This window comes from Lactiplantibacillus nangangensis, from assembly GCF_005405065.1.
Classification (GTDB): Bacteria; Bacillota; Bacilli; order Lactobacillales; family Lactobacillaceae; genus Lactiplantibacillus; species Lactiplantibacillus nangangensis.
On sequence record NZ_BJDI01000005.1, the window covers coordinates 1 to 25,853 of the forward strand.

The 25,853-nt window shown below is 42.5% G+C and carries 25 protein-coding genes; 23 read left to right on the plus strand and 2 right to left on the minus strand.

Annotated features, from left to right (window positions below):
• Positions 1-143: 143 nt before the first annotated feature.
• Genes FFM70_RS05900 through FFM70_RS05910 form a run of 3 tightly spaced genes read left to right on the plus strand, consistent with a single transcriptional unit; the run spans position 144 to position 3,136 of the window.
• Positions 144-1,196 (plus strand): WxLIP family cell surface protein, encoded by a 1,053-nt coding sequence (locus FFM70_RS05900; protein WP_137615921.1) that lies wholly within the window; start codon positions 144-146, stop codon positions 1,194-1,196.
• A gap of 25 nt (positions 1,197-1,221) precedes the next feature.
• Positions 1,222-1,635, plus strand: coding sequence for an LPXTG cell wall anchor domain-containing protein (locus FFM70_RS05905; protein ID WP_171002308.1), 414 nt, complete (start codon positions 1,222-1,224; stop codon positions 1,633-1,635).
• Positions 1,622-3,136, plus strand: coding sequence for a cell surface protein (locus FFM70_RS05910; RefSeq protein ID WP_137615923.1), 1,515 nt, complete (start codon positions 1,622-1,624; stop codon positions 3,134-3,136). Before FFM70_RS05905 ends, FFM70_RS05910 begins: the two co-directional genes overlap by 14 nt.
• Before the next feature lie 40 nt (positions 3,137-3,176).
• On the opposite strand, the gene FFM70_RS05915 is transcribed toward FFM70_RS05910, so the two are convergent.
• A complete protein-coding gene (locus tag FFM70_RS05915; RefSeq protein ID WP_137615924.1) occupies positions 3,177-3,449 on the minus strand; it encodes a hypothetical protein in 273 nt (90 codons plus the stop codon).
• A gap of 233 nt (positions 3,450-3,682) precedes the next feature.
• On the opposite strand from FFM70_RS05915, the gene FFM70_RS05920 reads away from it, so the two are divergent.
• The 12 genes from FFM70_RS05920 to FFM70_RS05970 all read left to right on the plus strand — a co-directional run bounded on the left by FFM70_RS05920 (position 3,683) and on the right by FFM70_RS05970 (position 17,419).
• The gene (locus tag FFM70_RS05920) at positions 3,683-4,039 is read left to right on the plus strand and encodes a VOC family protein (RefSeq protein ID WP_137615925.1); all 357 of its coding nucleotides are present in this window, start codon (positions 3,683-3,685) and stop codon (positions 4,037-4,039) included.
• Positions 4,040-4,193: 154 nt separating this feature from the next.
• A complete protein-coding gene (locus tag FFM70_RS05925; RefSeq protein ID WP_137615926.1) occupies positions 4,194-4,850 on the plus strand; it encodes a nitroreductase family protein in 657 nt (218 codons plus the stop codon).
• A gap of 194 nt (positions 4,851-5,044) precedes the next feature.
• The gene (locus FFM70_RS05930) at positions 5,045-5,575 is read left to right on the plus strand and encodes a MarR family winged helix-turn-helix transcriptional regulator (protein WP_137615927.1); all 531 of its coding nucleotides are present in this window, start codon (positions 5,045-5,047) and stop codon (positions 5,573-5,575) included.
• A gap of 29 nt (positions 5,576-5,604) precedes the next feature.
• On the plus strand, positions 5,605-7,371 hold the full coding sequence (locus FFM70_RS05935) for an ABC transporter ATP-binding protein (protein WP_137615928.1): 1,767 nt from the start codon (positions 5,605-5,607) through the stop codon (positions 7,369-7,371).
• Positions 7,372-7,957: 586 nt separating this feature from the next.
• Positions 7,958-11,260: a YhgE/Pip family protein gene (locus FFM70_RS05940; RefSeq protein WP_137615929.1), complete on the plus strand. Its 3,303-nt coding sequence runs from the start codon at positions 7,958-7,960 to the stop codon at positions 11,258-11,260.
• Between the two features lie 76 nt (positions 11,261-11,336).
• On the plus strand, positions 11,337-11,639 hold the full coding sequence (locus tag FFM70_RS05945) for a winged helix-turn-helix transcriptional regulator (protein WP_137615930.1): 303 nt from the start codon (positions 11,337-11,339) through the stop codon (positions 11,637-11,639).
• Positions 11,640-11,869: 230 nt separating this feature from the next.
• Positions 11,870-12,466: a hypothetical protein gene (locus FFM70_RS05950; protein WP_137615931.1), complete on the plus strand. Its 597-nt coding sequence runs from the start codon at positions 11,870-11,872 to the stop codon at positions 12,464-12,466.
• Between the two features lie 12 nt (positions 12,467-12,478).
• On the plus strand, positions 12,479-12,784 hold the full coding sequence (locus tag FFM70_RS05955) for a hypothetical protein (protein WP_137615932.1): 306 nt from the start codon (positions 12,479-12,481) through the stop codon (positions 12,782-12,784).
• A gap of 246 nt (positions 12,785-13,030) precedes the next feature.
• Positions 13,031-13,186, plus strand: coding sequence for a hypothetical protein (locus tag FFM70_RS13845; protein ID WP_171002309.1), 156 nt, complete (start codon positions 13,031-13,033; stop codon positions 13,184-13,186).
• A gap of 27 nt (positions 13,187-13,213) precedes the next feature.
• On the plus strand, positions 13,214-14,506 hold the full coding sequence (locus FFM70_RS05960) for a sensor histidine kinase (RefSeq protein WP_137615933.1): 1,293 nt from the start codon (positions 13,214-13,216) through the stop codon (positions 14,504-14,506).
• 15 nt (positions 14,507-14,521) lie between these two features.
• Positions 14,522-15,268: a response regulator transcription factor gene (locus FFM70_RS05965; protein WP_137615934.1), complete on the plus strand. Its 747-nt coding sequence runs from the start codon at positions 14,522-14,524 to the stop codon at positions 15,266-15,268.
• Positions 15,269-15,277: 9 nt separating this feature from the next.
• Positions 15,278-17,419 carry a peptidase domain-containing ABC transporter gene (locus tag FFM70_RS05970; protein WP_137615935.1) on the plus strand — a complete coding sequence of 714 codons (2,142 nt, stop codon included), beginning with the start codon at positions 15,278-15,280 and terminating at the stop codon, positions 17,417-17,419.
• 205 nt (positions 17,420-17,624) lie between these two features.
• On the opposite strand, the gene FFM70_RS05975 is transcribed toward FFM70_RS05970, so the two are convergent.
• The gene (locus tag FFM70_RS05975; protein ID WP_137615936.1) at positions 17,625-18,323 is read right to left on the minus strand and encodes an SGNH/GDSL hydrolase family protein; all 699 of its coding nucleotides are present in this window, start codon (positions 18,321-18,323) and stop codon (positions 17,625-17,627) included.
• Between the two features lie 205 nt (positions 18,324-18,528).
• Between FFM70_RS05975 and FFM70_RS05980 the strand changes: the two genes are divergently transcribed.
• From FFM70_RS05980 to FFM70_RS06015, 8 genes are all read left to right on the plus strand, one after another.
• A complete protein-coding gene (locus FFM70_RS05980; RefSeq protein WP_137615937.1) occupies positions 18,529-19,431 on the plus strand; it encodes a DMT family transporter in 903 nt (300 codons plus the stop codon).
• A gap of 138 nt (positions 19,432-19,569) precedes the next feature.
• Positions 19,570-19,983: an arsenate reductase (thioredoxin) gene (arsC, locus tag FFM70_RS05985; protein ID WP_137615938.1), complete on the plus strand. Its 414-nt coding sequence runs from the start codon at positions 19,570-19,572 to the stop codon at positions 19,981-19,983.
• 211 nt (positions 19,984-20,194) lie between these two features.
• Positions 20,195-22,036: a collagen binding domain-containing protein gene (locus FFM70_RS05990; RefSeq protein ID WP_137615939.1), complete on the plus strand. Its 1,842-nt coding sequence runs from the start codon at positions 20,195-20,197 to the stop codon at positions 22,034-22,036.
• A 240-nt stretch (positions 22,037-22,276) separates the two neighbouring features.
• Positions 22,277-22,999, plus strand: coding sequence for an ABC transporter ATP-binding protein (locus FFM70_RS05995; RefSeq protein WP_137615940.1), 723 nt, complete (start codon positions 22,277-22,279; stop codon positions 22,997-22,999).
• Positions 22,999-24,192: an ABC transporter permease gene (locus tag FFM70_RS06000; RefSeq protein WP_137615941.1), complete on the plus strand. Its 1,194-nt coding sequence runs from the start codon at positions 22,999-23,001 to the stop codon at positions 24,190-24,192. The genes FFM70_RS05995 and FFM70_RS06000 overlap by 1 nt, the downstream gene beginning before the upstream one ends.
• 100 nt (positions 24,193-24,292) lie before the next feature.
• Entirely contained in the window at positions 24,293-24,946 is a 654-nt protein-coding gene (locus FFM70_RS06005; RefSeq protein ID WP_137615942.1) for a TetR/AcrR family transcriptional regulator, read from the plus strand.
• Between the two features lie 166 nt (positions 24,947-25,112).
• Positions 25,113-25,367 (plus strand): AbrB/MazE/SpoVT family DNA-binding domain-containing protein, encoded by a 255-nt coding sequence (locus FFM70_RS06010; RefSeq protein WP_137615943.1) that lies wholly within the window; start codon positions 25,113-25,115, stop codon positions 25,365-25,367.
• Positions 25,364-25,741, plus strand: coding sequence for a type II toxin-antitoxin system PemK/MazF family toxin (locus FFM70_RS06015; protein WP_137615944.1), 378 nt, complete (start codon positions 25,364-25,366; stop codon positions 25,739-25,741). The genes FFM70_RS06010 and FFM70_RS06015 overlap by 4 nt, the downstream gene beginning before the upstream one ends.
• Positions 25,742-25,853: the final 112 nt, after the last annotated feature.

The window sequence follows — 25,853 nt, forward strand, 5'->3', positions numbered from 1 at the left end:
ATACCGCAGTGAAGCCGCTTAAGCAACACTCGCAAAATTATATTATTTCATCTGTCAACTTGACAGGGACTAGTACAGTGGAAACAGTGCGCACCTTTTCTTACATAGCACACAAATAGTTAGGTATGAGGGAGCGATTTAAGATGCAAAAGTTAAAACGATTATGGGATTGCCTCGGTTTATTTGGGGCAGTGTTAGTGAGCTTGCAATGGGGACAACTTGCTCAAGCGGCTAGTAAAACTAGTCAAAGTAATAATATTGGATTTAGTGTGGCAGCTAAGATTCCTGATAATCAGATCGATAAAAAGAACTCATTTTTTGATTTGAAGCTGACTAAGGGTCAAACCGAAACGTTAAAAACGACCATTTATAATGTGACGGCGCAAGATATCAAGGTTCAAACGGCCATTCATACGGCCTACACCAATGAGAATGGCGCAATTGAATATGTCACGCCAGCCAAGTCGTTTGATCAGTCCTTACAATATAAAATGACGGATATTACAAAACTCCAGGGTGCGAAGACGGTAACGATTCCAGCTAACGGGTCCAAAGTGGTCTCGGCCCAAGTTCAAATGCCAACGAGCCCTTTCAATGGCGTCATCTTAGGCGGTTGGTATTTTAAACGCGTGGATCAAAAGGTCACGAGTGAGGTTAAAGGGTCAATGAATATCAAGAATCAATACTCGTATGTGATTGGGATGAAGTTTACCGAAGGCCATGTGCCAGCGCCTAAGCTTAGTTTGGACAAAGTGACGGTCGGCATGAGCAACTACCATCGTGGAATTTTTCCTTATTTGCGGAATACTACCGCGGTGATTGTGCCTAATTTAAAGACGGAAACGACGATTACTAGTAAGAATAGTGGCAAGGTCATTAAGTCAGCGAAGAAATCGGGCGTGCAACTCGCACCTAATTCAGTCTATCGCTATCCAATGTTGACCGGCGAGCGAAAATTACAAGCTGGTCAATATCATTTAAAGATGGTCGTTAAGAATAGTGAACATAAGTGGGTCTTTGAAAAAGACTTTGCGATTACGGCGGCAGCGGCTAAAACATATAATGCCAAATCGGTTGATAATGCTGGAATTAATGTGATTTGGTTCATCGTCTTTGGGGCGCTGGGCATGTTGATTCTAGTACTACTGGGGCTATGGTTAGTCTTTTTGATTAAAAAACGGCGTCAAAGTAAGTAATTAGTTGCTGATGGGGGCGAGGTTGATGAAGGGTTGGATTGTAAAAGTTGGCGTGGGACTAGCTTTATTGGGGTGCTTTGCGATTTCCGGGCAAGCTGCGACGACTGGTCAAACGAGTGGGCAAGTTAAATTTTATCAAAGTTCGACGACGACAATCAATCGGCAAAGTATCATGGTTAATCGGCTGATACCTGATGGCGAGATCGCGATTCCGGCGACGATTAGCGCTAAAGCGGCGGCTAATCCAGCTAGTGCAACAGTTTCACAGTTGTCGGGTTGGTTACAACCGACTCAGTCTAGCTTAAGGTTGCCACAAACCGATGAAGCCCAAACGACTTATTGGTTGATTTTAGGCGGCATGCTTTTACTAGTGGCCGGTTTATTGAAGTTGATTCAACAAACTAAAAATGGGGAGGCGACTAAGCATGTGGCACATTAAAAAGTGGGGTAAAGTTGGTGGCTGGCTGGTCGTTGGGCTATTTTTAATGAGTTGGCTGGTACCGCTGATGGGGCAGGCTGATACAATGACGGATGTCATGTCGGGGCCAATGTATGTTAAGTCTTACGGTAGTTCGATTGGTCCGGGGGCCAGCATACAAAGCTATCCGACGCTAGACACTGTCACTGCGAATAATACTGACAATGGTCGTTTAACAACTAGCACAACGCAGATTACCATAAAACTTGAAGATAGTATCACATTTTCAAGTAGTGTCAAATATCGCTTCTCTCATTTTTACTTTGATGTTTTTACGGCTGGACCAAGTAAGGGAGATTCTGGGACTAGTTTAACGACAACAACCTCAAATTTGACTGATTACGGTAATGGTCAAAATAGTATTTCATTCGGTAGTGGTAAAACTCAAACGCTTAATGTGGATCTTTCAAAATTAGGAGAAGATTTGCCGGTTTATATCGGTTTTCGTCTGACGACCCAATCAGGGGATGTTTCAACTTACTATCTGGGATCGTTGAATGAGAATAGTGATGCTGGGGCTGCTTTAACCCCAACAATTACCGGAAATTTAAAGGCTAGTGACACAACGATTACTGGGACGGGGACCAATGTTGGAGATGCCATTTTCACGACAATCAATAACACGAGAGTTCGGACGACGGTTGGTGCTGATAAGACTTATAAGTTAGATCTTGGTTCGACACTGGCTGGAGTAAATACAGTTACCGTTTATGAAAGTAATAATGTAGGAGATAAGGGCTCGGTAAAGGGTTCCGTCACCTCAAAAAGCCTTAACTTGACTAGCACCGCGACGACGGCCGATACTTACCCAGATGATCTGGCTGGTTTCAGTAGTGATAGTGATGTGATTAGTTGGCTAGTTAAAACGGTTGGACTTAAGGCCGCCTACTCAGATAATAGCAGTACGGATGGGGTCACGTTTGCCGCCGATATGACTGATTTAACAGCCAAACTGAAAGCTTTAGGCGATGGTGGCACACTGGCCATTCCAGTCTATGCTCAAGATAGTAGTTTGAAATCGGACCCAGTCACGATTACCGTGACTAAGCATGCCGGAAGACTGACATTTGGCACGATTTCTAATAACATTGGTTTTGGAAACTTGCAGATTCCAACAGCTGAGACAATTTTTCAACCAAGTGCTGCGTGGGATGTGAATGTGAGCGATACGCGGGCGAGTGGTTCAGCTTGGTACGTGTATGCGACTGCGACGACCTTAACTTCAGATAAGCACACTTTGGCAGGTAACTTAGTTTACAAGGATGGCAGCACTGAAACACCGTTAAATGCGAATTCGACTTTAATTGAGGCCGGTAAGAAGGTTGCGGGGACGACGAATACTGCCATTACGGATGACTGGTCTAGTACGAAAGGTATTATGTTAGCCGTCCAGCCGGGTGTTTATGCGGGTAATTATACTGGTGCTGTCAATTGGAGTTTACAGGATACGCCAGTAAACTAGTAAAAAGGACGAGCTCATTAAAAGTTCGTCCTTTTTACGTTTAGCTGGCGAGCGGCGTCGCAGGATGTAACAGCTGTTTTTGCGCCGCCGTCAGTTGAATTGTTTTAGCAAAGTGGAAATCTTCGGATTGTTCCGTTTGGTTACTGGCTTGGTAAACGGTCACGACATTGCGGGCCAGATCGAGTTGGTAGACATAGCGTTGGTGGTTTAGTTCAACACAGAGACTGGTTGGACTGAAGGTTTGCCAATGTAATGGCTGGCTTGGCAGCAGCTTAAGCTTTTGCAAATCAGACAACATTTCATTTGGGGTCATTCAGACCACTCCTTCCCTATCTATTGTAGTCGTATTGATTAGCTACGTTAAATTTTCTGATTATGCCGAGCCACTCACACGAAAATGGCCCAATTTGACGTATGTTATGAGTAACAGGCATGGTTGCTCACAAGCGTAAGTTAAGTTTTTAAAATTGGAGTGTTTCGTGCAGGCAAACTAGGGTTGAATTGCTTATAATTAGGCTTAAATCAAATCATTAATGAGGTGTGACCATGCAGAAAATGCGGATTATGTTATATGTCGACGATGTGGATCTGGTCGTTAAATTTTGGCAAGATTACTTTGACGCTAAAATCGAAACTGTGACGAGTTTACCGGATGATTTTAAAAGTGTGGTTTTAACAGTCTCACCGTCGATCGAGTTGGGCTTTTTCCCGAAGGCATTTATCGCAAAATATTCGCCAGAAGTGTTAGGTAGTACGCCGTCATTGTTGTTGTTTAGCGACCAATTCAAGGCACTACATGCTAAACTGCCAACGGTGGGTGAAATTGTTGATAACAATGGGACACTGACGTTTAACTTTGCGGACCCTGAAGGCAATTATTTTGCCGTTGCGCAAGCTGAATAAGTGAGTTCGAAGGGAATTGCTGGTTGTCGCCCGTTTCGACCAGAATAATCGCAAGTAGCCATACGGATTATTTGCCATTATTTAAATGTGAAAAAACACACAAAATCAGTTATACTGAACTTAAGTAAACGATTTCAGAAAGGTGTGTTTAGTAATGGTTGAAACAACTTTAGCAAAAAAACTGGTCAATAATGATTTTTCAGAGGTCATGTTCAAACGTCAGTCAGTCCGGAAATTCGATCCAGCCGTAACAATTTCACGAGATGAATTACAGGCGATGATTAAGGAAGCCACAAGTGCACCATCGGCTTGCAACTTGCAATCATGGCATTTTGTTGTGGCAGATACTGCGGCTGGCAAGGCGAAAGCGAAATCAGTGATGATGCCATTCAACTTTCCACAAACCGAATCTTGCTCGGCCATGGTCTTCGTTTTGGGCGATACTAGGTCTTATGAATCTTACCGGGATGTTTGGAATCAAGCTTGTGAAGATGGCCGCATTACCCCAGAAAAGCGGGACGAAATTTTTAAGACCTTCTTGCCATTATACGAAAGTGCTAGCCAAGAATTCTTGATTAAGGATGCCACAATCGATAGTAGTATGGCAGCCATGCAGTTGATGCTTGTTGCGCGAGCGCACGGCTATGAGACGAATCCAATTGCCGGTTATGCTGCTGATAAAGTAGCAACCACCTTTGGTTTAGACCCAGACCGGTTTGTGCCAGTGGTCGCATTAGCGATTGGGAAGTCCGTTGAGGCGCCAATCGAATCGACTCGTTATGACGCGCAGAACTTGACTGAATTTATCTAGGGTGTTGCGTTGTATTAGCTGACTGATCATCCTTGTTGGCGAAAAGCTAACGAAATAATAATTGCGTCAATCCTTGTTTTCACAGGGATTGGCGCTTTTTTAAAACTATTGTTAGTAATTTAGTTAGTTTTTGTTGTATTAGACTAACTATCGTGCTAACATAATGGACATTAAAGTTACAGGGGGAAAAATACATGTCAGATCAAAGTCTGGGTTTATTTAATAGTTTTGGGCGATTGATGCAGAATCGGGTCTTTTTAATGGCGGTCGCTCACCAGCGAGATTTTGCTGGAATGGACGGCCATCATGGCAATGGGCGTGGTCAATTTCGATTATTACAACTTTTAGCGGAGTCACCAGCGGGATTAACAAACGCTGAGATCGCTGAAATTTTGGATATTCGCCCTAGTTCAGTCAGTGCGACGATCAACCGTTTGGAAGAAGTTGGCTTAGTCGAACGTGTTCCTAGTCAGACGGATAAACGCGTGGTCATTGTACGTTTGAGCGAAAAAGGCCGACAAATGGCCGAACATCGCGATCAAGGTGTTGCGGAGATGGCGGACAAGTTATTCGGTAGTTTGACGCCAGATGAACAGGTCGATCTACAACGATTGTTGGATAAGTTGGCTAAGGGTGCGCCGGAATTAGACTTGCATGATTTCATGGGGCATCACCGCGACCATGATTGGCCACAACGTCCTGGTTGGGGCCGACGCTGGTTCTAAAGAAACTTAAAAAAGAAGGCATTTGAGAGATGGAAAGAAGAATGGCAAGTCCTCGCACGTCAGCTGGGGCAACTGGAAAATTTGATTTAAAAGGCTTTTTACACCTGATTCGCCAAACCGCGCCACGTTATTGGCAGTTATGGTTAGGATTAGCGTTAGGGGTGTTGGCGACCGGAGCTCAATTGATGGTTCCAAAGTTTTCCCAAACGTTGATCAATGGGTTTAGCCACGGTGTTAATCAGACGTTACTGGGCGTCGTGATTGGATTGTTTTTACTGAGTGCCGTCATTAGTGCGTTGTCGGGAACCTTGTTAGGGATTTTTGGTGAAAATGTTGTCGCTAATTTGCGGTCAACGTTGTGGCATAAACTGGTGCGCTTGCCCGTGGCGTATTTTGACGATGTGAAAACCGGTGAAATGACGTCGCGGTTAGTGAACGATTCCACCCAAGTGAAGGAATTGCTTGCTAACTCGTTTCCTCAGATGGTGACGGCCATCATGCAACTAGTCGGCGCACTGGTCATTATGGTATTCATGGATTGGAAAATGACGCTCGTGATGATTGTGGCGATTCCAATTGTGTTGTTGGTAATGTTCCCAATTATGAAAGCAACGGGTAAGATCGGTCGCCAACGTCAAGATGCACTAGCTGATTTTAATGGCACGGCGGATGAAACGTTGAGTGAGGTTCGGTTGGTCAAATCATCGAACGCGGAAGCTTTTGAAACCACGACTGGTGGCGAAAAGATCAAACAACTCTATCAAATTGGTCTAAAAGAAGCCATTTATGATTCGGTTGCGGGGCCGGTGATGACTGCCAGCATGATGGCACTGTTCGTGGGAGTCTTGGTCTACGCGTCGGCGCGGGTGGCAAGTGGCACGATGACGATGGGCACATTGGTCTCATTTTTGATGTACCTCTTTCAAATCATCGGGCCAGCGGGAACATTAGGTCAGTTCTTCACTACTTTGTCGAAAGCGAACGGGTCGACTGAACGGATTCGTGACCTGTTAAATGAACCCGAAGAAGCGCTGGATGCGGGTGAAAGTCAATCGGTTGCGGATCAGACGCTGGCCATGCAGCACGTGGATTTTGCGTATGCCGATGATGACCAACCGGTTTTGCATGATGTGAATTTTGAAGCGAAACCGAATACAGTGGTTGCTTTCGCTGGGCCGTCTGGTGGTGGGAAGTCGACAATTTTTGGCCTCTTAGAACGGTATTATCAACCAACGAGTGGTCAGGTCACGATTGGTGATCAAAACGTCGATCAGCTCAATTTGAGAGATTGGCGATCACAAATTGGTTATGTCAGCCAAGACTCAGCCATTATGGCCGGCACGATTCGCGACAACTTAACGTATGGGTTGACGCAAAAATTTAGTGACGCAGAACTCTGGCACGTTTTGAAGCTGGCTTCAGCGGATAAATTCGTCAGTGAAATGGCAGCTGGATTAGAGACACAAGTCGGAGAACGTGGTGTGAAAGTCAGTGGCGGTCAACGTCAACGGTTGGCAATTGCGCGGGCATTCTTGCGTGATCCTAAAATCTTAATGCTGGATGAAGCGACAGCTAGTCTGGATTCTGAATCTGAAGCGATGGTTCAACAAGCTTTGGGTGAATTAATGAAAGGGCGCACGACCTTAGTCGTTGCCCATCGTTTGAGTACAATCGTGGATGCGGATAATATTTACTTTATCGAGAATGGGCATGTCAGTGGGCACGGCACCCATCAGGAATTAATGGCTAATACGCCGCTTTATCGCGATTATGTGAAGATTCAATTTAAAGACTAGTGGTTGAAAATGGCCGCTTCCAGTTGTTGTTGATAACATGCGGCCGAGGGACCGGTTCAAGCCTGAGGAACGTCTTGAACCTCGCCCGGAAACTTTGCTAAACTCGCAAATCTCCCAGACGGTCCGTGGTGTAAGACCGGAAAATCGCCGGTCAAACGCCACCCACACGGCCGATGCCATTAACAACAACTTACAGTTAAATAATAATTGAGACGACCTTTTGGGGCCGCCTTTTTTAATTTACTAAAGGTTGCTGGTCCATCATTAGTAATCAGGCAATAAAAGAGCGGCAATGATTGCCGTTGCCAGTTGTTGCCTGGCAAGTAAATAGCACTAAAATTCTAAAGATTATAATTTTTGACGCCTAAAATTAACCGTAAAAAGCTAATTGCTGGTTCTAGCACTTGAAGCTTGAAACTTTTTTGATGCGCAATAAATCCTTTTATTCAAAGCGTTCTGGCTAACGATGCCTAACAGTTTATAAAATAAACCTTTTATTCTGAATGACATTCAGCTAATAATAATGCTCGTTAAAAAAGTCGCCTGTTCAGTGGTTGTTTTGGGCAGGCATCAGGGGTGAAAGGTTATGAAGAAACGGTTTTTAGTTGGCGGTGCGGTTGCCGCAATTTTGATTGTGCCATTTATTGGTGCCGCAACCTTTGTCCGTTCGGTTTGGGACCCGTTCGGCAACGTGAGTCAGTTACCGGTGGCTGTCGTGAACAACGATGAACCAGTGACTTATCAAGGTAAATCGATGGCAGTGGGTCAAACGATGATTCGTCAGTTGAAGCGAAATCATGAATTGGGATGGCATTTTGTTTCTGCCGAACAGGCGAAGGCCGGATTGGCGCAGCGGAAATATTATACGATCGTGACGATCCCAAAAGATTTCTCGAAACGGGCCACCACGGTGACGAGCGCTAAGCCGCAACAAATGCAACTGAAGTATCAAACGAATGATTCTCTCAGTTACATTGGAGAAATTATTAGTTCAGCTGGCGCAAACAAATTGAACGAACAAGTTCGAGCGGCGGTAACCAAAGCTTATGCGCTATCAACGTTTAAGCAGATTGCAAAAACTGGAGATGGCTATCAAAAGGCGGCAACTGGGGCAACTCAGCTTAAGGATGGTACGGTGACGCTTCAAAACGGGTTGAAAACTTATACCACGAGTGTTCAGACCTTGAAAAATGGCCTAGTTACCCTGAACACGAGTGTTCAAGCGTTGCCCGATGGAATTCAGAAATTGACCACGGGTTCGCTGGCCTTAGCGACTGGTCTGAACACGTTGAACAGGAAAACGGGCGCGTTATCCTCAGGTGTTCAACAATTAAGTCACGGCGCCAACCGTGTGACAGACGGGTCACAACAAGTGACGACCGGCTTAGCGACGTTAAACGGCAAGACAGCGCCATTAGCTAACGGTGTTGGGGCACTCGCTAAAGGTGGTCAGCAAGTTCAGAGTGGGTCACAACAGTTAACGACTGGTTTACAGACATTAGCGGGTAAAAGTGGTCAACTTGCTGCCGGCGTGGTGCGGTTAGCTGATGGCAATCAAGCGCTAGCGACCAACGTGATGACCTATTCAAATGGGGTTTACACCTTGTCACAAAAATTACAATTGTTAGATCAAAAGACCGGCAAATTAGCGCAAGGTGCCGACCAGTTAGCGACTGGCTCTAAAACTTTAGCTAGTGGTCTGAATACCTACACAACTGGGGTTGCCAGTGCGAATCGTGGGGCTGGTCAACTAGCGACTGGACTAACCCAGCTTAATGGGAAAACTGGTCAGTTAGTGACTGGTATTGGGTCGTTAAACAGAGGTGCTAGTCGCTTAACTAGTGGTACTACAGCGTTAACAGCTGGTAGTCAGCAAGTGACCGCTGGCTTGACGCAAGCTGCCGGTCAACTCAATGCGCCTAGTAATCAAGCTAAGTTAACGACATTGAACGGTGGCATGGCTGCGATGGCAACTGGGTTGGCGCAACTCAGTACCGCATTGCAAGCGACTAGCGGAGCTGAGACGCAGCAGGTGATGCAAACGATTCAGCGTGCTCGCCAAGGGTTAACTACCGCGACTGCTAGTCAAACGGCCCCAGCAACCAGTGGTACGAGTGATAGCGCCATTGCGGCGAAAATCGATCAGGTGGCAAGTGCGCAAAAACTTACTCCTGAACAGACGTTGGCCATGAAGACAGCGCTGAAAGGGGTGGGCCAGACGTCGACTACGAGTCAATCGAACACGGCGGCGTTGACGCAGGTCCAAACAGAATTACAAACGCTACAAACGCAAGTGAGTCGGTTGCAGTCCCCCCAGCAAGCTGGGTTAGCAACCCAAGTTGCGGCGTTGAGTCAGCAATTTGGTGTACTAAAAGGTGGTGTGCAACAGTTGACGAGTCAAACAACCAAGTTAGGTAGTGGACTGACGCAATTAGCGGCGGGATCACAAACGGTGACGTCACAGTTAGGCACGTTGTCTACGGGTGCCACGGCACTCTCGCAGGGGTTAACGCAACTTAATGGTCAAGTGCCAACCCTAGTGAACGGTGTTGGTCAACTAACGGCCGGTGCGACTGGTTTAGCAACTGGCACCCAAAAGTTGGTCGCTAATAATGCGCAACTCAATGGTGGCGCCAGTCAGTTGGCGGTCGGAACGCAACAATTAACGCAACAAGTCCCAGTATTGACCGGCGCTATTAGCCAATTATTTGGGGGTGCCCGGACATTAGCTAGCCATAACAGCGAGCTTCAAAATGGGTCACAGACCTTGGCAGCTGGCACGCAACAATTGGCCCAACAAATGCCAACGTTACAGGCGGGAGTTGGTCAGTTGACGCAAGGCTCACAACGCTTAAGCCAAGGAGCCGGACAATTGTCACAAGGCCTCGCAACGTTGAATGGGCAAGTCCCACAATTAGTGAGTGGCGTTGCCCAGTTATTTAGTGGGTCAAGTCAAGTCACTGCGGGGACGAGTCAAGTTGCCAACGGATTATACAAGTTGAACAACCAAGTCCCAAGTTTAACGACTGGCGTGTCCCGACTGGCGACTGGGGGCAATCAGTTAGCAACCGGCGTTCAAACGTTGAATCAGAAGACTGGGGCTTTGACGAACGGTGTTGAGAAATTAACCACTGGCGCGACAAAGCTGGCCGCAGCTAATGGTAAGTTAACTGGTGGGACTGATAAGCTCCAAACTGGTCAGACGCAATTAGCAACGGCGTTACAGCAAGGCGCAGATCAAGTTAAGGCCACGCCGTTAACGGCTAAGACGGCCAAAATGTTTGCGGAACCATCAGCTTTGAGCCATGAAAACTATAGTTATGTACCAAACTTTGGCCATTCGATCGCACCATTTGTGATTTCATTGGTTGGTTTTGTGGGTGTCACGTTGCTATTAGCGCTGTTTGACTATTTAGACTGGTTACGGACGCCAAAACAGCTGTTCAGTTTAGCTGGCTTGGTTGCCGGTCAAGCACTGTTAACGAGCGGCTTGCTGTTAGCGACATTTTTAGATGCGACTCATCCGGTTAGTTTTATGTTGGTCGCAACGTTGTTCTCACTCAGTATTTTAGTCATCGAACTAGCTTTGAAACTTTATCTTGGTCGATTGGCCGTGGCGTTAGTCGGGTTACTCTTATTTGTTCAGGTTTGCGTTTCGAATAATCTATTCCCGGTCCAAACGGTGAAAACCGCGTATGCGGGCATCGCAACCTACTTGCCGATGACTTATTCGAACACTGGTTTAGCTGAAACGTTGACCGGTGTTGGCTTAACGAGTACGACAGTTAGTCAAGGCTTAAGCGCCGTTGCGATGATTATGCTAATCGGGGGTGGCTTGATCGTCATGAAGTTCCGCCGATTAGCCACGGTCAGTCGTGAAGCCGACTAGCGAACTTATTAGTCGCATTTTGTCTGACTGCATTATAAAATTAGGACTATTAATTAATTTGTGAGGCGGCCTAATCATGGTAATGCGAGATTTGACGATCGGGACTAAAGTTGGCTTGGAACTGCTGACTAATAAATGGAACGCTTTGACGCTCTGCAATCTGAACAACACACCGGTTGATTTCATGGTGCTGCGTAATCGTGTTCGAGGAATTTCAACGTTGAAACTACTCACAGTCCTCGCCAAACTTGAACAGTTGGACTTGGTGACGTCGACGCCAGATTACGCGTATGGCTTAACGGCAGAAGGCTTGGCCTTAAAAGGGGACCTCGCCAACTTGGAGGCCTGGGGTAATCGCGTGATTACTGAAATGAGTTAAGTAAATTGTCGGTTAAAAAGACCCGTCTGATTGGTGTAAAACGCCATCTGCATTACTTAAAATATATCTCGTTTTGTGGAGGTTCACTTAATGTTTAAGCCTAGCCATATGAAATAAGCATTTCAAGATATGTATTTCGAGTTTTGAGACAATTATCACTTTTCTTTTCATTCAACTGATAATATCTAGTTGTTGCCAGAAATGCACTACAAAAATTGGAGGGTATTATTATGGATTTGAAAAAAAGTGTGATTGTTTTAATGACGGGGTTATCATTAAGTGGGGTTTTACTACCGGCCATGTCAGCTTCTGCATCGGTTTCGACTACTGCAACTACTGCTTCTGCAAATAAGGGATTTGGAGAAGACATTGCCTTATGGGATTCGCAACAAATTGCTGACTTCTTTAATCAGAAGAGGGATGTAAACGTTGAACTAACTTATAGTAACTGGAATCACATCGGCCAATCACAAATCAAACAAGTACATGATCAAGGGATTGCTTTTGGCAAGAGTAATCTTCCATACTCAGATGAGCGTGCCGGCACGACTAAGGTCGTAAAAGCAGCAATTAAATTTATCTTAAAGAATAAAAAAGCTGTTTTAAAAGAAGTTGAAGCCATTGGTGGAAAAAAAGCCAAGGCTGCTCTCTCAAAAGCTTATGGAGCAGTAACACCAAAACTAAACAAACTTCTTAAATACGAAAGCTTGGCTTGGGGAAACGTTCAATCTGCATTCACCTCAGCACTCATTCAAGTGGGTGTGAAGGCTAGCTTTGCACGTTCGGTCTCATACTGGGTCGTAAAAGCTGCACAATGGTTAGTATAGAAGGGAAAATCTATGGATATTAACATTTTTGATCGAAATGAAATGACACTAAACGTACTCAATCTGTTGGCAGAAAAGGCTGATTTAGAGTGTATTGATTTAGTTCTATTAAATTTTAATTTTTCTTCTAAACAAGCCCATGAATTAATGGATTTTGTAGCGGAGAAACAAGTAAAAAAACAAGGACTAACAAAACAAGAATGCACGAATCAAGTATTGAAAATTAAACCTGATATAGAAAATGCAGAAGCATTTGTTGATCAACTAAAGAGTGCAGCCCTAGCAGAGGGACGTTTCCCAGATGTTTTAAATAGATAACTCAACAAGTTAGTTATCAAGCTATCTGTAAAGTAGAATTGGGTATAATCTAGATAAAGATCGTTTGCCTGCAGGTGTAAGGATATGGGCAAACGATCTTTTTTATTTTAATGACAAACTGAGTATCCAATTTGACTAGAATCTACATCAGCATTATTTCGAGACGGAAATATGATGTTTCAAGATGTTTTTTACATTATTGAGATATGTGTCATACTAAAACATAAATTTAGGAGGTAATTATTTATGAAAAAAACAATGGATTCATCTAAAACTCAGGTACTTAGTGTGGCCGATTTAAAAACTATTAGCGGCGGAAAAAAGGATGGCTCAGGAATGAATGCTGGCAACGGGGGTAACATTAAAAAATGCCTTTTTTCATTTTTTACAAAATGTAATTAAATACTGGGAAAAGTGAGGATTTAAATCATGCAAGTTGACACTAAAGCTTATATCTTTCAGCTTTTTACGGACTTGATTTTCTTTTATGTATTTTATAATTTGATTGAAACTCACAAAATATCATCCCGAACGCAAGCTATTAATGTTTTAATCACACCAATAATCTTATGTCTGAACGTACTGTTCGATTTTAGCGTGTATGGACTGTATATCATTGTAATTTACCTAGTGATTTACCGTTTTAAGTTCGTTTTGCCTGCAATAAATCGTTTATTGTTTTCAGGTATAAGCTTAATATTTGCAAGTCTGGTCACAAATGCTCTAATAGTCCCATTAATTGATCATACTATCAAGCAAGGGTGGAACTATATACTTATAACTCAATTCATTAAGCTTTGTATTCTCGCACTAATGATTCTGTTTTTTAAAAACAGAATCAATGCCTTATTTGAACATCAAGCCTTTGGATATTTAGTAGCTTTTCTACAATGTTTGATGATACTAATCTTGTATTTTTATATTCAAATTTCGCATAAAGTTGGTATTTTTAATCACTTTACTCTTGGTACCCTAATATTTATCATCATTGAATTTCTATTTTTGTCAGTACTATTTGTTCTCATTTACTTGCGAACCCAACAGTACTATCAAGACAAAATTGAAAAGCAACAACTCGAAAACTTGAGATTTTATACTCAGCAATTGGAACAAAGCCAGATTGAATTGCGAAAGTTCAGGCATGACTACAAAAACATGTTGTTTAGTGCATATGAGTTAGCACATGCGGGTGATTTGAAAGGTGTGGAGGATTATCTTAGTGGTTTAACGAATTATTCGAATAGAAGACTAACCGGACAAACGGATCGTTATCAAGACATCGGTAATATCCAAGAACTACACATGAAAAGTATTTTGCTCAATAAATTTCTTTCAATGGAACAACTCAATATAAATTATCACTTCGAATGTCAGATTCCAGTGACTAAATTTTCGATTAATCCTTTTGATATGGTTCGCCTACTCAGTATCACTTTAGATAATGCAATTGAAGCGGTGCAAGAGGGGGCTAAGAAAGATATTAAGATGCTAATCTATCAGGGCCAAGACGACTTAACAATCAGACTCGAAAATAGCTATTCAGGAAAGTCCGAGAGCTTTAACCGACTCAGGAAAGGTGGCGTCACTACCAAAATGAACCACAGTGGATTAGGGTTATCAATTCTTGATGATATTCGCCACAAATACCAACAGGTTTTCATTTCACAAAATTATAAAGATAGTTTATTTACTATTCAAATTATTATTGAGAATGAAACTTAGAAAGGATTATTGTATATGTTTCCAATTATCATCTGTGAAGATAATAAGATCCAGTTAGAGCAGCTGACAACAATTGTCAAAAACTATGTTCTATTTCACAATGAAGATTTTCAATTAGCTCTAAGTGCGTCTAAACCAAGTACTTGTTTAGAATATCTTTCAAAAGAACATCCATCGAATGGTATTTACCTATTGGACATAGACTTAAATGCTGATATGAATGGAATTGAACTTGCCAGTAAAATAAGAGTCTCAGATGTCCAGGCCAAACTAGTCTTCATCACAACACACGATGAAATGGCCCCCATCACTTTAAAATATAAACTTGAGGCATTGGGCTTTATCAGTAAAGATCAACCAATAGAGAAAATTCGGGATGAATTAATTGAAAATCTAATATTAGCAAGTGCACGCTCAATTGCAGTTTCGCAAGCAAAACAACAAAATTTTTCATTTGCTATAAGCAGTCAGATCTACAACTTACCTTTAAACGAGCTACTCTTTATTGAGCCGTCCGATATTCCACATCGTCTTAAAATTCATACTAAGACAGGAGAGTATGAGTTTTACGGGAAATTAGGAGAAGTTAACAAAAGGTACCCACAATTGTTCCGGTCTGCAAAATCAGCGCTAATTAACGTGGACAATATCACACAATACGACGGCCCTAGAAAATTAATTTCATTTGAAAATGCATTGACTTGCAAATGTTCCATTACCAAAGTTAAAGAGCTTAAACATAGAATGAAGATTGAGAGGTAAAAGAAGAAAGTGCGATTCCCTTATATACCACAATTGGATGAGAGTGATTGCGGCGTAGCATGTTTAGCAATGATTCTAAAAAAGTATCATTCCCATGTTTCTTCTCAAAGATTGCGTGAAATTTCTGGAACTGACGCTACTGGTACCACAGCATTTGGCCTCAAACTTGCGTTTGAACATTATGGGTTCACTTTTACGCCAATAAGCACCAATGATGGTTTCTGGGCAACTGCACAACCGAAATTACCCTTAATTGCGCATTTGCGTATAAATGAAAGTTATACGCATTACGTGGTAGTCTATCGTGTTAGTGGACATCAACTTTTTATTACTGATCCAGACAAAGGAAAGTATAAAACATCATTAACGAATTTCATGAAAGACTGGACTGGCATTTTACTATTGGCAGAGCCAAGACCTGACTATAAGCCAACGCAAAAAAATAATGACAATACGCTAGTGATTTCTGAACTTTTGAAAAATCAATCAAGAATAATTGCTCTGATTGTAATCACATCATTTATCGTCATAGTAATTGGAGTGATCGGTTCGTTTTATTTCGAAGTTTTGCTGGATTCAGTATTACCTCGCAAAAGTCAAACTCTGCTATCAACAATTTCAATTGGACTATTAACGTTATATTTTCTAAAATCTTTGTTGGATTTTGGGAGCAATGTTCTATTAAACAAAATGGGACAAAGAATAGGACTAGAGTTGATGCGAGGTTACATTAAACATGTATTAAAGCTTCCGCTAAACTTCTTTGAAACACGCAAAACCGGAGAAATTTTCACTCGTTTTTCTGATGCCAGTAAAGTAATTGAAGCAATAGCCAGCTCAATTTTGGTTATTTTCGTTGACTGTAGTGTTTTGGTAACGATTAGCCTTATTCTAGCTTTCCAGAATAAAATATTGTTTCTTTTCACAATATCGTTAATTCCAATCTATTTTTCAATCATGATATTTTTTTATAGTAGTTTGGATCGTGTAAATAAAAGAGAAATGGCATCAGGAGCTAAGTTTAACTCTGCTTTTATTGAGAGTCTAAAAGGGATTGAAACAATAAAAGCATATGGAGAAGAACACCAAGCTTTCAAAAAGCTTGAAAATCACTTGAATGATGTAATGAAAAAGACTTTTATCGTTTCCTTAGTTAGTGTTTTTTTAGAAGCTTGTAAACAGTTTATTCAACTCGGAAGCAGTGTCCTACTCCTATGGCTGGGAGCACGTTACGTGATGGATAATCAGATTAGTATTGGTCAGCTGGTTACGTATAACGCTTTACTTGTTTTTTACATGATGTCACTAGAAAATATAATCCAATTACAGGCCAAACTACAAACGGCAAAAGTGGCTACTAATCGTTTAAACGAAATATTGGAAGTTAAGTCAGAACAACAAGTGAATACGAATGCGATTAACATGAAGTCAGACCAGATACGGGTCGACAACTTAAACTTCTCTTATGGTCTCAATGCACCAATTTTAAAAAACGTTACTATAAGGATTGGTTCCAATCAAAAATTGGCTTTAGTAGGTGAAAGTGGTTCGGGTAAATCCACCCTTGCAAAATTAATAGTGAAGTTTTACAAACCAGATAGCGGTTCCATATACTATGATGGTCAACTTTCCGAGGAAGTTGACTTTAAAGACGTGAGAGAGAATATCACGTATGTCTCACAAGACTCTTTTTTCTTTAATGGGACAATCTGGGAAAACTTAGTTTTTGGCTGCAAGCATGAGCCTTCAAAACATAAAGTGTTGGAGGCATGTAAAATTGCTGACTTAACAAATTTTATTACTCAACAGCCAATGGGATTGCAGTCCATTCTTGACGAGAAGGGTGTAAATATTTCAGGCGGACAGAAGCAAAAAATCTCAATTGCCCGCGCTCTGATACAAAAATCTCATGTAATAATCTTTGATGAGTCCACCAGCAGTTTGGATGTATTGTCAGAAAAGCGTGTAATTGACAATCTTTTAAAAATTTCCAATCGCACAATTTTGTTAATTACTCATAACCTTCCCGTTGCCCAAAAATGTGAAAATATTTTTGTGATGAAGAACGGATGCCTGATTGAACAGGGTACACATGACAAATTGATTCAAAAGCCCGGTATTTATGAGACCTTGTGGCATGCTTATCGTTAGAAAGAATTTATTAAAATTCAAATAATCATGTTCCTGGAACTGTTCTCTGGACACAATATAAAGATAATACTAGTTTGAGTCATTGCAGTTCAGTAATATCAAGGGTTGACGCCTATTTTGGCATTTTCAACCTTTAGCCTTGTGACTTCAAAAGACCCGTCTGATTGGCGTAAACTGCCATCAGACGGGTCTTTGTTTTGTTAAATTATTTACCATACTTGGCGAGAACTGGACCAACGGTGGCGACGTATTCACGTTCACCTAAAGAATTAGGATGTAGGTTGTCGTCCACAAACCAGTTATCGTTACTTTGGCTAACATAGAGCCAGTCAACCAAATGAACATTCGAATACTTCTTCGCTGCGGCGGCAATTAAGCGGTTGTTCGGATCTTGCCACTTTTTGTTGGGTACACGGGTATTGACCCAAAAAATCTCGTGACTACTGCCGATTTGATTGATGATGCCATCGATACTCGCGGCATCAGTCGGACCGTTCGTACCGAGATTGATCAAGACGTTTTTAGCCATGGTGTGATTATTTTGCAACTGTGTGACGATTGCCGGTGCCGCCGAAACCTGCCGACCAACTTTGGCATTGACGTTAAAAGTCCCAATAACTTGGTTTAAGTCGGCGGTCGTTCGAACCATGATCGAATCACCAATCCCGGTAACTTTAAGGTCATGCAAACGATTAAGTTCAGTCGTTGAAAGCTGATATTTTTCGCCGAGCTTCGAATCAGCGACGTCGTGGGTGGCGCCTTTAGTTTTGCCGTGGCCGGTAATGAAATTGCTAATGGTGACAACGCGCTTTTTTACGGTTGGCGTGGGAATAATGAGCGCCCCGCCAATGAAAATGACGGCGAAAATTCCGACGAGCCAATAAATTAATTTTTGATGTTTCATAAAAGTGCTCCTCCTTGGACGTTATTAGACTATCCTAGTGGCCGTGACCTGTCAATTGCCAGCCATAAACTTAGTGAACGAACCACGCTCATCACCACTGACTACTTAGTGTTAAATGACTTTCTCAGCTATTTTCGAGTCGCCCCTTGGAAAGTCAACGGTGTCTTGTTAGACTGGACTGAAAGGCTGTTGGAGGGGTGGTCAGATGCAAAAAAAGACGATGGGGTTAATCTTAGCGAGTGTTGGGCCGTTTCTATGGGGGAGTTCAGGAACGGTTGCTCAGCATTTATTTAATACTACGGCGATTTCACCGTTGTGGTTGGTTTCAGTACGGATGTTAGTTTCAGGCGTATTATTGATTTTGTATGGACTGAGTCGGCGCTCGCCGGTGTTCGCAGTTTTCCATCAGCCCAAGGCGACGCTGAAACTCGTGGCGTTCAGTATTTTAGGCATGGCATCTGTTCAGCTGACGTACTTTATGGCGATTAGTACCGGGAATGCGGCAACTGCCGCAATTCTACAATTTTTATCACCAGTGATCATTATCATTTTCTTGGCGGGTGTCAATTGGGCCTGGCCAACTAAAATTGATGTGATCTCGGTCATTTCTGCGATTTTAGGGACGATTTTAATTGTGACTGAGGGACACTTGAATTCGTTGGCATTGCCTGTTGCAGCCGTTATTTGGGGCTTGCTAGCTGCCATTGGTGCGGCCGTGTATACCTTAATGCCACAATCATTATTAAAAACGTACGGCTCAATCGCTATTGTTGGTTGGTCAATGTTGATTGGTGGCATCATCGTGTCAGTGGCAACGCAAGCTTGGCGCCATTTTCCAACGTTAACTCCTATGGCGTGGCTGGAAGTCGGGTTTGTCGTCATTTTTGGGACGATGTTGGCCTATCTGTTTTTCTTACAGAGCTTGGAAGCAATTATGCCAACTACGGCCAGTGTTCTCGGAGCGATTGAACCTTTGGCCGCAACCATTTTAAGCGTGCTGTTCCTAAATGTGACGTTTAACTTTTATGGTATTTTGGGTGCAGTGATGATTGTGGGTGTCACAATTTTACAATTTATCGGCGCCAAAGAAGCTGGATTTAGTGATTGAACTATTTCAAAGTTGAATTGGGATAAAAGACAGTTGTTTTCTTATTAAATTGGTACCTTTAAACGGTTAAAATGATAATTGTGAGTTGAGTTAAGTCTCAACTTCTGTCAAGATATAACAAAACTCGAGGTGGCTATTATGTTCAAGACAGCACAACAACTTTACTTTTTATGTACCGAGAATTCTTGTCGCAGCCAAATGGCAGAAGGTTTTGCCAAGCAACTCTTACCAGCAGATTGGACGATTCAATCTGCTGGGGTGGAAGTTCATGGACTCAATCCGAAAGCTGTTCAGGTAATGGCAGAGGTTGGCATTGATATTTCGGCACAGCAGTCGACTTTAATTGATCCAGATTATTTACAACATTGTGATTTGGTTGTCACCCTTTGTGGTGATGCCCGTGACCGTTGTCCAGTGACGCCACCCAGCGTCAAAAAGTTACATTGGCCGTTACCAGATCCAGCACAAGCAACAGGTGATGAAGCTGCACAACTGGTTGTTTTCCGGCAAGTTCGTGATGAAATTAAGACTCGTATTCAGCAACTGGTCTAAACAGAAAACAACACTTCTTAGTCAATTTAAATCTAGTGGGCCTTCAGCAGAACTTGCTGAGGGCTTTTTTGACTGTCATTTGTGCAGATCGACACGAATTAGTTTCAAATAAAAGTCAATCTTTCACGATTGTTTTGCCCTAATCCTATTGAAAGTGGCTAGTACCGTGGCGTATACTTTTGGGTGTAAATAGACTATGGAGGGGTATGTTATGGGACAGAAAAAAGTTTGGCATTGGCTGTTAGGCTTAGTTAGTTTAGTGGCCGTGCTATTTGTGACACAATTAGCAATGCCAGCGCAAGCGGCAACGAATCACAATGCTAAAGAATTCACCACCTCGGCTTCGGTCATCAATGGGCCAGATTTTAAGCATGCGGATACGATTGATATCCAGTATAAGATGGCCTTTGGTGAGACAGAAATCAAGGCTGGTGACACGATTACAATTGACTTACCAGAAAATTTGCGGGCTAAGACACCAGGTGATGTGTTCGACGTGACTGACGAACATGGTACTAAAATTGGTGAAGCGGTCGTTTCAGATGGCAAAGTTGTTGTTACAATGAATTCGGCCTTAGAAGGTAAGACAAATGATACTTTGACCGTTAATCTGGCAACAAAGTATCGGGGTGAAGATACTGGTGAGCAAGACGTTATTTTTGATTTAGAGAATGGTGAACAGAATACTTCCGTTATCAATATTGTTTCCAATGAAGCAAATTTGTCTAAAAAAGGGACCATCCAAGAAGATGGCACCATTAAATGGACCATTTTGGCTAATCGACAAGAATTGAAAATGAAAAATTTGTCCATTGCGGATACAATCGGTGATCATCAAACGATGGTTAAAAATGTCGAAGTCTACAATGGTGAATGGTCTAGTGCTACTTCATATAAGCGAAAATCTAAGCTTGATGAAGATGCTTATAATGTTAAGTTCAGCGATGATGGTTTTAATTTAGCCTTTAATGATACGGTTAATAACTTAATTGTCATTGACTACTACACTAAATTAACTGATGAAGGCCAAGAACTCGTTGATTCTGGCTACAAGTATCGTAATAAGGCCATCATGACTTGGGGTGGCGGAACTTCTGGCGGCCCTAACTCTGAGGAAGCCAATGGGAAAGTTTCTTCTTCCAATGGGAGTAGTGGTATTGGTGGTGGGACTGATTCAAGTTCCAGCTCTAGTTCTAATATCATCAGCAGTTCATCCAGCATTATCGGATCATCAAGTTCAAGTCTCATCAGTTCTAGCTCTTCTAGTCTGAGTTCTTCAAGTTCATCGAGTGTGATCAGCTCTAGTTCATCGAGTGAGGCCAGTTCTTCAAGTTCATCGAGTGTGATCAGCTCTAGTTCATCGAGTGAGGCTAGTTCTTCCAGCTCATCTAGTGAGATTAGTTCTTCAAGTTCATCGAGTGAGGCTAGTTCTTCTAGCTCATCGAGTGCGGTTAGTTCAAGTTCATCAAGTGAGTCTAGTTCTTCAAGTTCGTCGAGTGTTAATAGCTCTAATTCGTCAAGCTCTAGTGTCACTAGCTCATCAAACTCAAGTCAGTCTGAATCGTCAAATAACAGTAGCGATACTAATTCGACCAGTGATTCTTCGGACGCAAATTCAAGCTCTGAAGACAACAATGAGACTGTGACTGAACCAGACGACCCAGAAGATAACACCGCTGTAAATCCTGATACTGATGAAGATACTGGGACAATTGATGTCGATGCTGGTTTTGACGATAACTATGATGGCTCGACTACTGCGCCAGACGCTGGCTCATCTTCAATGGTCAGCTCAACTTCGAGTGTCTTTAACAGCTCAAAGTCTGGCGTAACGACGACTCCTGAACAAGCAACGTCACAACCTGAAACTGAGAAATCAAGTGCTAAAACGACGGTTTCACAAGCGGATGCCTTAACACCTGCTGCAACGGGTTCTCAAACATTGCCACAAACCAATGAATCTGCCAGCAATGATCATGCCTTGAAGGCACTTGGTCTATTGATCGGTGGGTTAACTTTGGGGACGAGTGCCTTATTACGGCATTGGTTTTAAACACAATAGTTAAATAAATTTCAAATCGGGTGACCAGCAAAAAAGCTGGTCACTTTTTTTAGGTGTGAAAAAGCGAATGCTATTGCATTTATAGTGAGTGATTACTCATTTTAAGAAAAAACTGACTAGAATTGAGTTGACAGACATGATCGGGTTGCTATAATAGACTTTGCTTAGTAAGTGACTACTTACTCACTGGACGAATTTAAAATTAAAGTGAATTTATTAGGAGGCAATCTTATGAGCCAAGCAATTATTGAGTTGCAACATTTAGCAAAAAGTTTCGGCAAACAGACCGTTTTAAAAGATATTAATTTAACAGTCAATCCGGGTGAAATCGTTGGGTTGATTGGACCATCTGGGGCGGGTAAATCCACGGTCATTAAAGTGACCCTTGGGATGGAAGTTACGAGTGGGGGCTCGGCCGAGGTCTTTGGGACCACGATGCCTAATCGAGAATTACTCGGACGAATTGGTTATATGGCCCAAACGGATGCTTTGTATGATGCCTTAACTGGACGTGAAAATTTAAAATTCTTTGGCTTGATGAAAGGAATCACTAAAAAGGTGCTCAATGAACAAGTTGATTACGTGGCGAAAGTCGTTGATCTGACCAGCGATTTAGACAAACGTGTTTCTGGTTATTCTGGTGGGATGATGCGGCGGTTATCGCTAGCAATTGCGCTACTTGGTAAGCCGGACCTATTGATCTTAGATGAACCAACCGTTGGGATTGATCCAGCATTGCGACGTCAAATTTGGGCTGAATTAGGTCGAATTCGGGATGAGGGTCGGAGTATTTTAATAACGACCCACGTGATGGATGAGGCTGAATTATGTGGCCGGGTCGCTTTGTTATTAGATGGGAAAGTCATGGCGTTTGATGCCCCGGCGGCTTTGAAACAGCAATATCAAGTTAAAACGATTGAAGAGGTCTTTTTGAAGGCAGAGGGTGTTGACTAATGCGAACAATTGGAATTATGAACCGGGTTCTCAAGGAACTCTTCCGGGATAAACGGACGTTAGCATTGATGTTTGTTGCGCCAATTTTAATTATGTTGTTGATGAGTGTCATTTTTAATACCAATGCTTCAACTGATGTCAGTGTTGGGACAGTCGCTGTCAGCCAGAAGCTGAACAGGCAGATAGCCGACATTAAACATGTCACCGTTAAAACTTACGACACTAAAAGTGCAGCTAAGAAAGCGCTGAAAGCTGAAAAAATTGATGCCATTGTTAAGAAAAATGGCAATAATTACAGCTTAACTTATGCCAATACGGATTCAACCAAAACCGCAACTGTTAAATTAGCGTTTAAGAATGCGTTGACTGCCACCAGTATCAATCAATTAAAGTCCGCATTAACCAAGAGTACGAAGGCGACGGTCAAGCTGCAGGCTCAATTACAAGCCAGTCAAAAACAGCAAGCGGCAACTGCTAGGGCCGCCGGTAATGCAACGGCCGCACAACCAGCCGCTTCGACGATGGCTACGAAGCCTACTAGTCAAAAGACGCCGAAGATTACGAACCATTATGTTTATGGTGATAAAGATACCGGCTACTTTGCCAAAATGTTGCCAATCTTAATGGGGTTCTTCGTCTTCTTCTTTGTCTTCCTGATTTCTGGGATGGCCTTATTGAAAGAGCGGACGAGTGGTACTTTGGATCGGCTATTGGCAACCCCCGTTAAACGGTCGTCAATCGTCTTTGGGTACATGTTAAGTTATGGCGTTTTAGCGGTTCTGCAAACAATTTTAATCGTATTAGTCACCGTTTGGCTGCTTGGTACTGAAGTTGTCGGAAATATGGTTAGTGTCATTGTTATCAATTTGATCTTGGCGTTAGTGGCCTTGGCCTTTGGGATTCTCTTATCAACTTTTGCCAACTCTGAATTCCAAATGATGCAGTTTATTCCATTGGTCGTTGTCCCACAAATCTTCTTCTCAGGCATTATCCCCTTGGATTCAATGGCGGCTTGGGTTAAAGATATTTCTTACATTATCCCAATTAAGTACGCTGGCGATGCCGTTACCGACATTATCATGCGCGGGACGTCAATTTGGCATTTAGGCTTTGATATTGGCATTCTATTAATTTTCTTAGTCGTTTTGACGGTCTTAAACATTGTTGGGCTGAAACGTTATCGGAAAGTTTAGCCGTTAGTTGTTCGACTCAAGGCGACATTGTTGGATGGCGCGGGTCCGGTAAATGACTTATACTAGAATGATGATTTAGAAATGATTGCGAGGATTTAGCATGCAAGTTAATAATGTCGAGACGCTTTTTCAAAAGACGCTTCAGGATTCAGATCTCACGGCAAAACAGCAAGCAGTCTTAAGCGTTAGCCTCAACTTATTTGCGGCGCAAGGCTTTGACCGCACAAGTACGAGTGAAATTGCTCAGGCAGCTGGTGTGTCTGAAGGGACCGTATTTAAACAGTTTAAAACGAAGGATGGCATCTTACGGGCCATTATTGACCCCGTTTTGGACCAAGTCATCCCGATGGCAGCCACTGAATTTATGACTGAAATCGATGCGGCTAAGATTACTGACTTTGAAAACTTTTTGAGCTATGTTCTTGAAGATCGGATGACCTTTGCCTTGGAAAATCAACAACAGATTAAAGTTTTTGCGCAAGAAATTATTCGCCAACCAAGTTTGATTCAGGTACTATTGAACAAGGTACAGACCCTAATAACGAGTAAAGTCGGCGATATTTTTCGTAATTTTCAAGCGAGCGGTCAGTTGGTTGACTGGCCAGTGTCCCAGATTGCGCGCTACATTGTCGGGACAATTGTCAGTTACGTGTTACCACAGATCCTGTTCCAACTTGATACGAATTTTGATGTCAAACAAGCGAGCCATGACGCCGCCAAGTTTTTGGCTCGTGGCTTAGCGCCAGAAAAATAGCTCATTTTTGTAAAAGCACTTCGCCAAGGCGAGGTGTTTTTTGCGTAGCTGTAGGTTGTTACCACTATTGTGATAATTGACTAAAAATTAGTTGTAGGCACATATGTAGACACGAGAAAGGAAGCTGGTTATAATAGAAAAAATTGACGAATTGGGGATCAGTATAGTGAGTAAGATTGTTTCGTTACGTAAAGCTGGAAATAGTCGGGTTTTTACAGCACCAGTTGATCTAGCTGCAAGTCTTGGAACTAAGTTTGAAATGGAATTGTTGGCTGATGGTTCGGTTATTTATCGCCCGGTGACGCGCCAGAATATTTTTAGTACGCCAGAATGGCAGAACTATGATTTTCAGAAAGATCTACACGAAGATAGTGACTTGCAACCGTTGCAACCGGTTGGGAAAGAATGGTCAGGTGAATGAGGTTTCCAATCCAAGGTGATGTCGTTGTCATTGATGCGGAACCGCATTCTGGTATCGAATATGGTGGTCACGATCAGGCTACTGGCAATGTCAAACGGTACATGGTCGTGATGAGTTCATCAGAGTATAACCAAATGACTGGCTTAATTTTGGCGATGCCAATTACAACGGTTGAAAAGTATCACAATAATCCTCACTACATGCCAATTCTAATTTCTGGCAATAGTGAGACCGGCGTCAAAGGTTATGTGGTTTTATGGCAGTTACAAAATTTTGATTACGGTGCGCGTCATGGCCGGATTGTGAACCATATTTCGGTGCGGCTATTTAATCAGTTGACACCTTATGTTCACGACATGTTAGGACTCAATTAAAGCAAACGGCGAAATCACGATTCAGGTGATTTCGCCGTTTTTTTTGTTTCTATGAAAATAATTCTGAAAATTGGTTGACAGTTTCCAGAATCAATGGTTAAATTATAGACAT

Bases quoted from the DNA above. Each gene is read 5' to 3' on its own strand.
- FFM70_RS05900 (WP_137615921.1), top strand. From the start codon at position 144: ATGCAAAAGTTAAAACGATTATGGGATTGCCTCGGTTTATTTGGGGCA.
- FFM70_RS05905 (WP_171002308.1), top strand. From the start codon at position 1,222: ATGAAGGGTTGGATTGTAAAAGTTGGCGTGGGACTAGCTTTATTGGGG.
- FFM70_RS05910 (WP_137615923.1), top strand. From the start codon at position 1,622: ATGTGGCACATTAAAAAGTGGGGTAAAGTTGGTGGCTGGCTGGTCGTT.
- FFM70_RS05915 (WP_137615924.1), bottom strand. From the start codon at position 3,449: ATGACCCCAAATGAAATGTTGTCTGATTTGCAAAAGCTTAAGCTGCTG.
- FFM70_RS05920 (WP_137615925.1), top strand. From the start codon at position 3,683: ATGCAGAAAATGCGGATTATGTTATATGTCGACGATGTGGATCTGGTC.
- FFM70_RS05925 (WP_137615926.1), top strand. From the start codon at position 4,194: ATGGTTGAAACAACTTTAGCAAAAAAACTGGTCAATAATGATTTTTCA.
- FFM70_RS05930 (WP_137615927.1), top strand. From the start codon at position 5,045: ATGTCAGATCAAAGTCTGGGTTTATTTAATAGTTTTGGGCGATTGATG.
- FFM70_RS05935 (WP_137615928.1), top strand. From the start codon at position 5,605: ATGGAAAGAAGAATGGCAAGTCCTCGCACGTCAGCTGGGGCAACTGGA.
- FFM70_RS05940 (WP_137615929.1), top strand. From the start codon at position 7,958: ATGAAGAAACGGTTTTTAGTTGGCGGTGCGGTTGCCGCAATTTTGATT.
- FFM70_RS05945 (WP_137615930.1), top strand. From the start codon at position 11,337: ATGGTAATGCGAGATTTGACGATCGGGACTAAAGTTGGCTTGGAACTG.
- FFM70_RS05950 (WP_137615931.1), top strand. From the start codon at position 11,870: ATGGATTTGAAAAAAAGTGTGATTGTTTTAATGACGGGGTTATCATTA.
- FFM70_RS05955 (WP_137615932.1), top strand. From the start codon at position 12,479: ATGGATATTAACATTTTTGATCGAAATGAAATGACACTAAACGTACTC.
- FFM70_RS13845 (WP_171002309.1), top strand. From the start codon at position 13,031: ATGAAAAAAACAATGGATTCATCTAAAACTCAGGTACTTAGTGTGGCC.
- FFM70_RS05960 (WP_137615933.1), top strand. From the start codon at position 13,214: ATGCAAGTTGACACTAAAGCTTATATCTTTCAGCTTTTTACGGACTTG.
- FFM70_RS05965 (WP_137615934.1), top strand. From the start codon at position 14,522: ATGTTTCCAATTATCATCTGTGAAGATAATAAGATCCAGTTAGAGCAG.
- FFM70_RS05975 (WP_137615936.1), bottom strand. From the start codon at position 18,323: ATGAAACATCAAAAATTAATTTATTGGCTCGTCGGAATTTTCGCCGTC.
- FFM70_RS05980 (WP_137615937.1), top strand. From the start codon at position 18,529: ATGCAAAAAAAGACGATGGGGTTAATCTTAGCGAGTGTTGGGCCGTTT.
- arsC (WP_137615938.1), top strand. From the start codon at position 19,570: ATGTTCAAGACAGCACAACAACTTTACTTTTTATGTACCGAGAATTCT.
- FFM70_RS05990 (WP_137615939.1), top strand. From the start codon at position 20,195: ATGGGACAGAAAAAAGTTTGGCATTGGCTGTTAGGCTTAGTTAGTTTA.
- FFM70_RS05995 (WP_137615940.1), top strand. From the start codon at position 22,277: ATGAGCCAAGCAATTATTGAGTTGCAACATTTAGCAAAAAGTTTCGGC.
- FFM70_RS06000 (WP_137615941.1), top strand. From the start codon at position 22,999: ATGCGAACAATTGGAATTATGAACCGGGTTCTCAAGGAACTCTTCCGG.
- FFM70_RS06005 (WP_137615942.1), top strand. From the start codon at position 24,293: ATGCAAGTTAATAATGTCGAGACGCTTTTTCAAAAGACGCTTCAGGAT.
- FFM70_RS06015 (WP_137615944.1), top strand. From the start codon at position 25,364: ATGAGGTTTCCAATCCAAGGTGATGTCGTTGTCATTGATGCGGAACCG.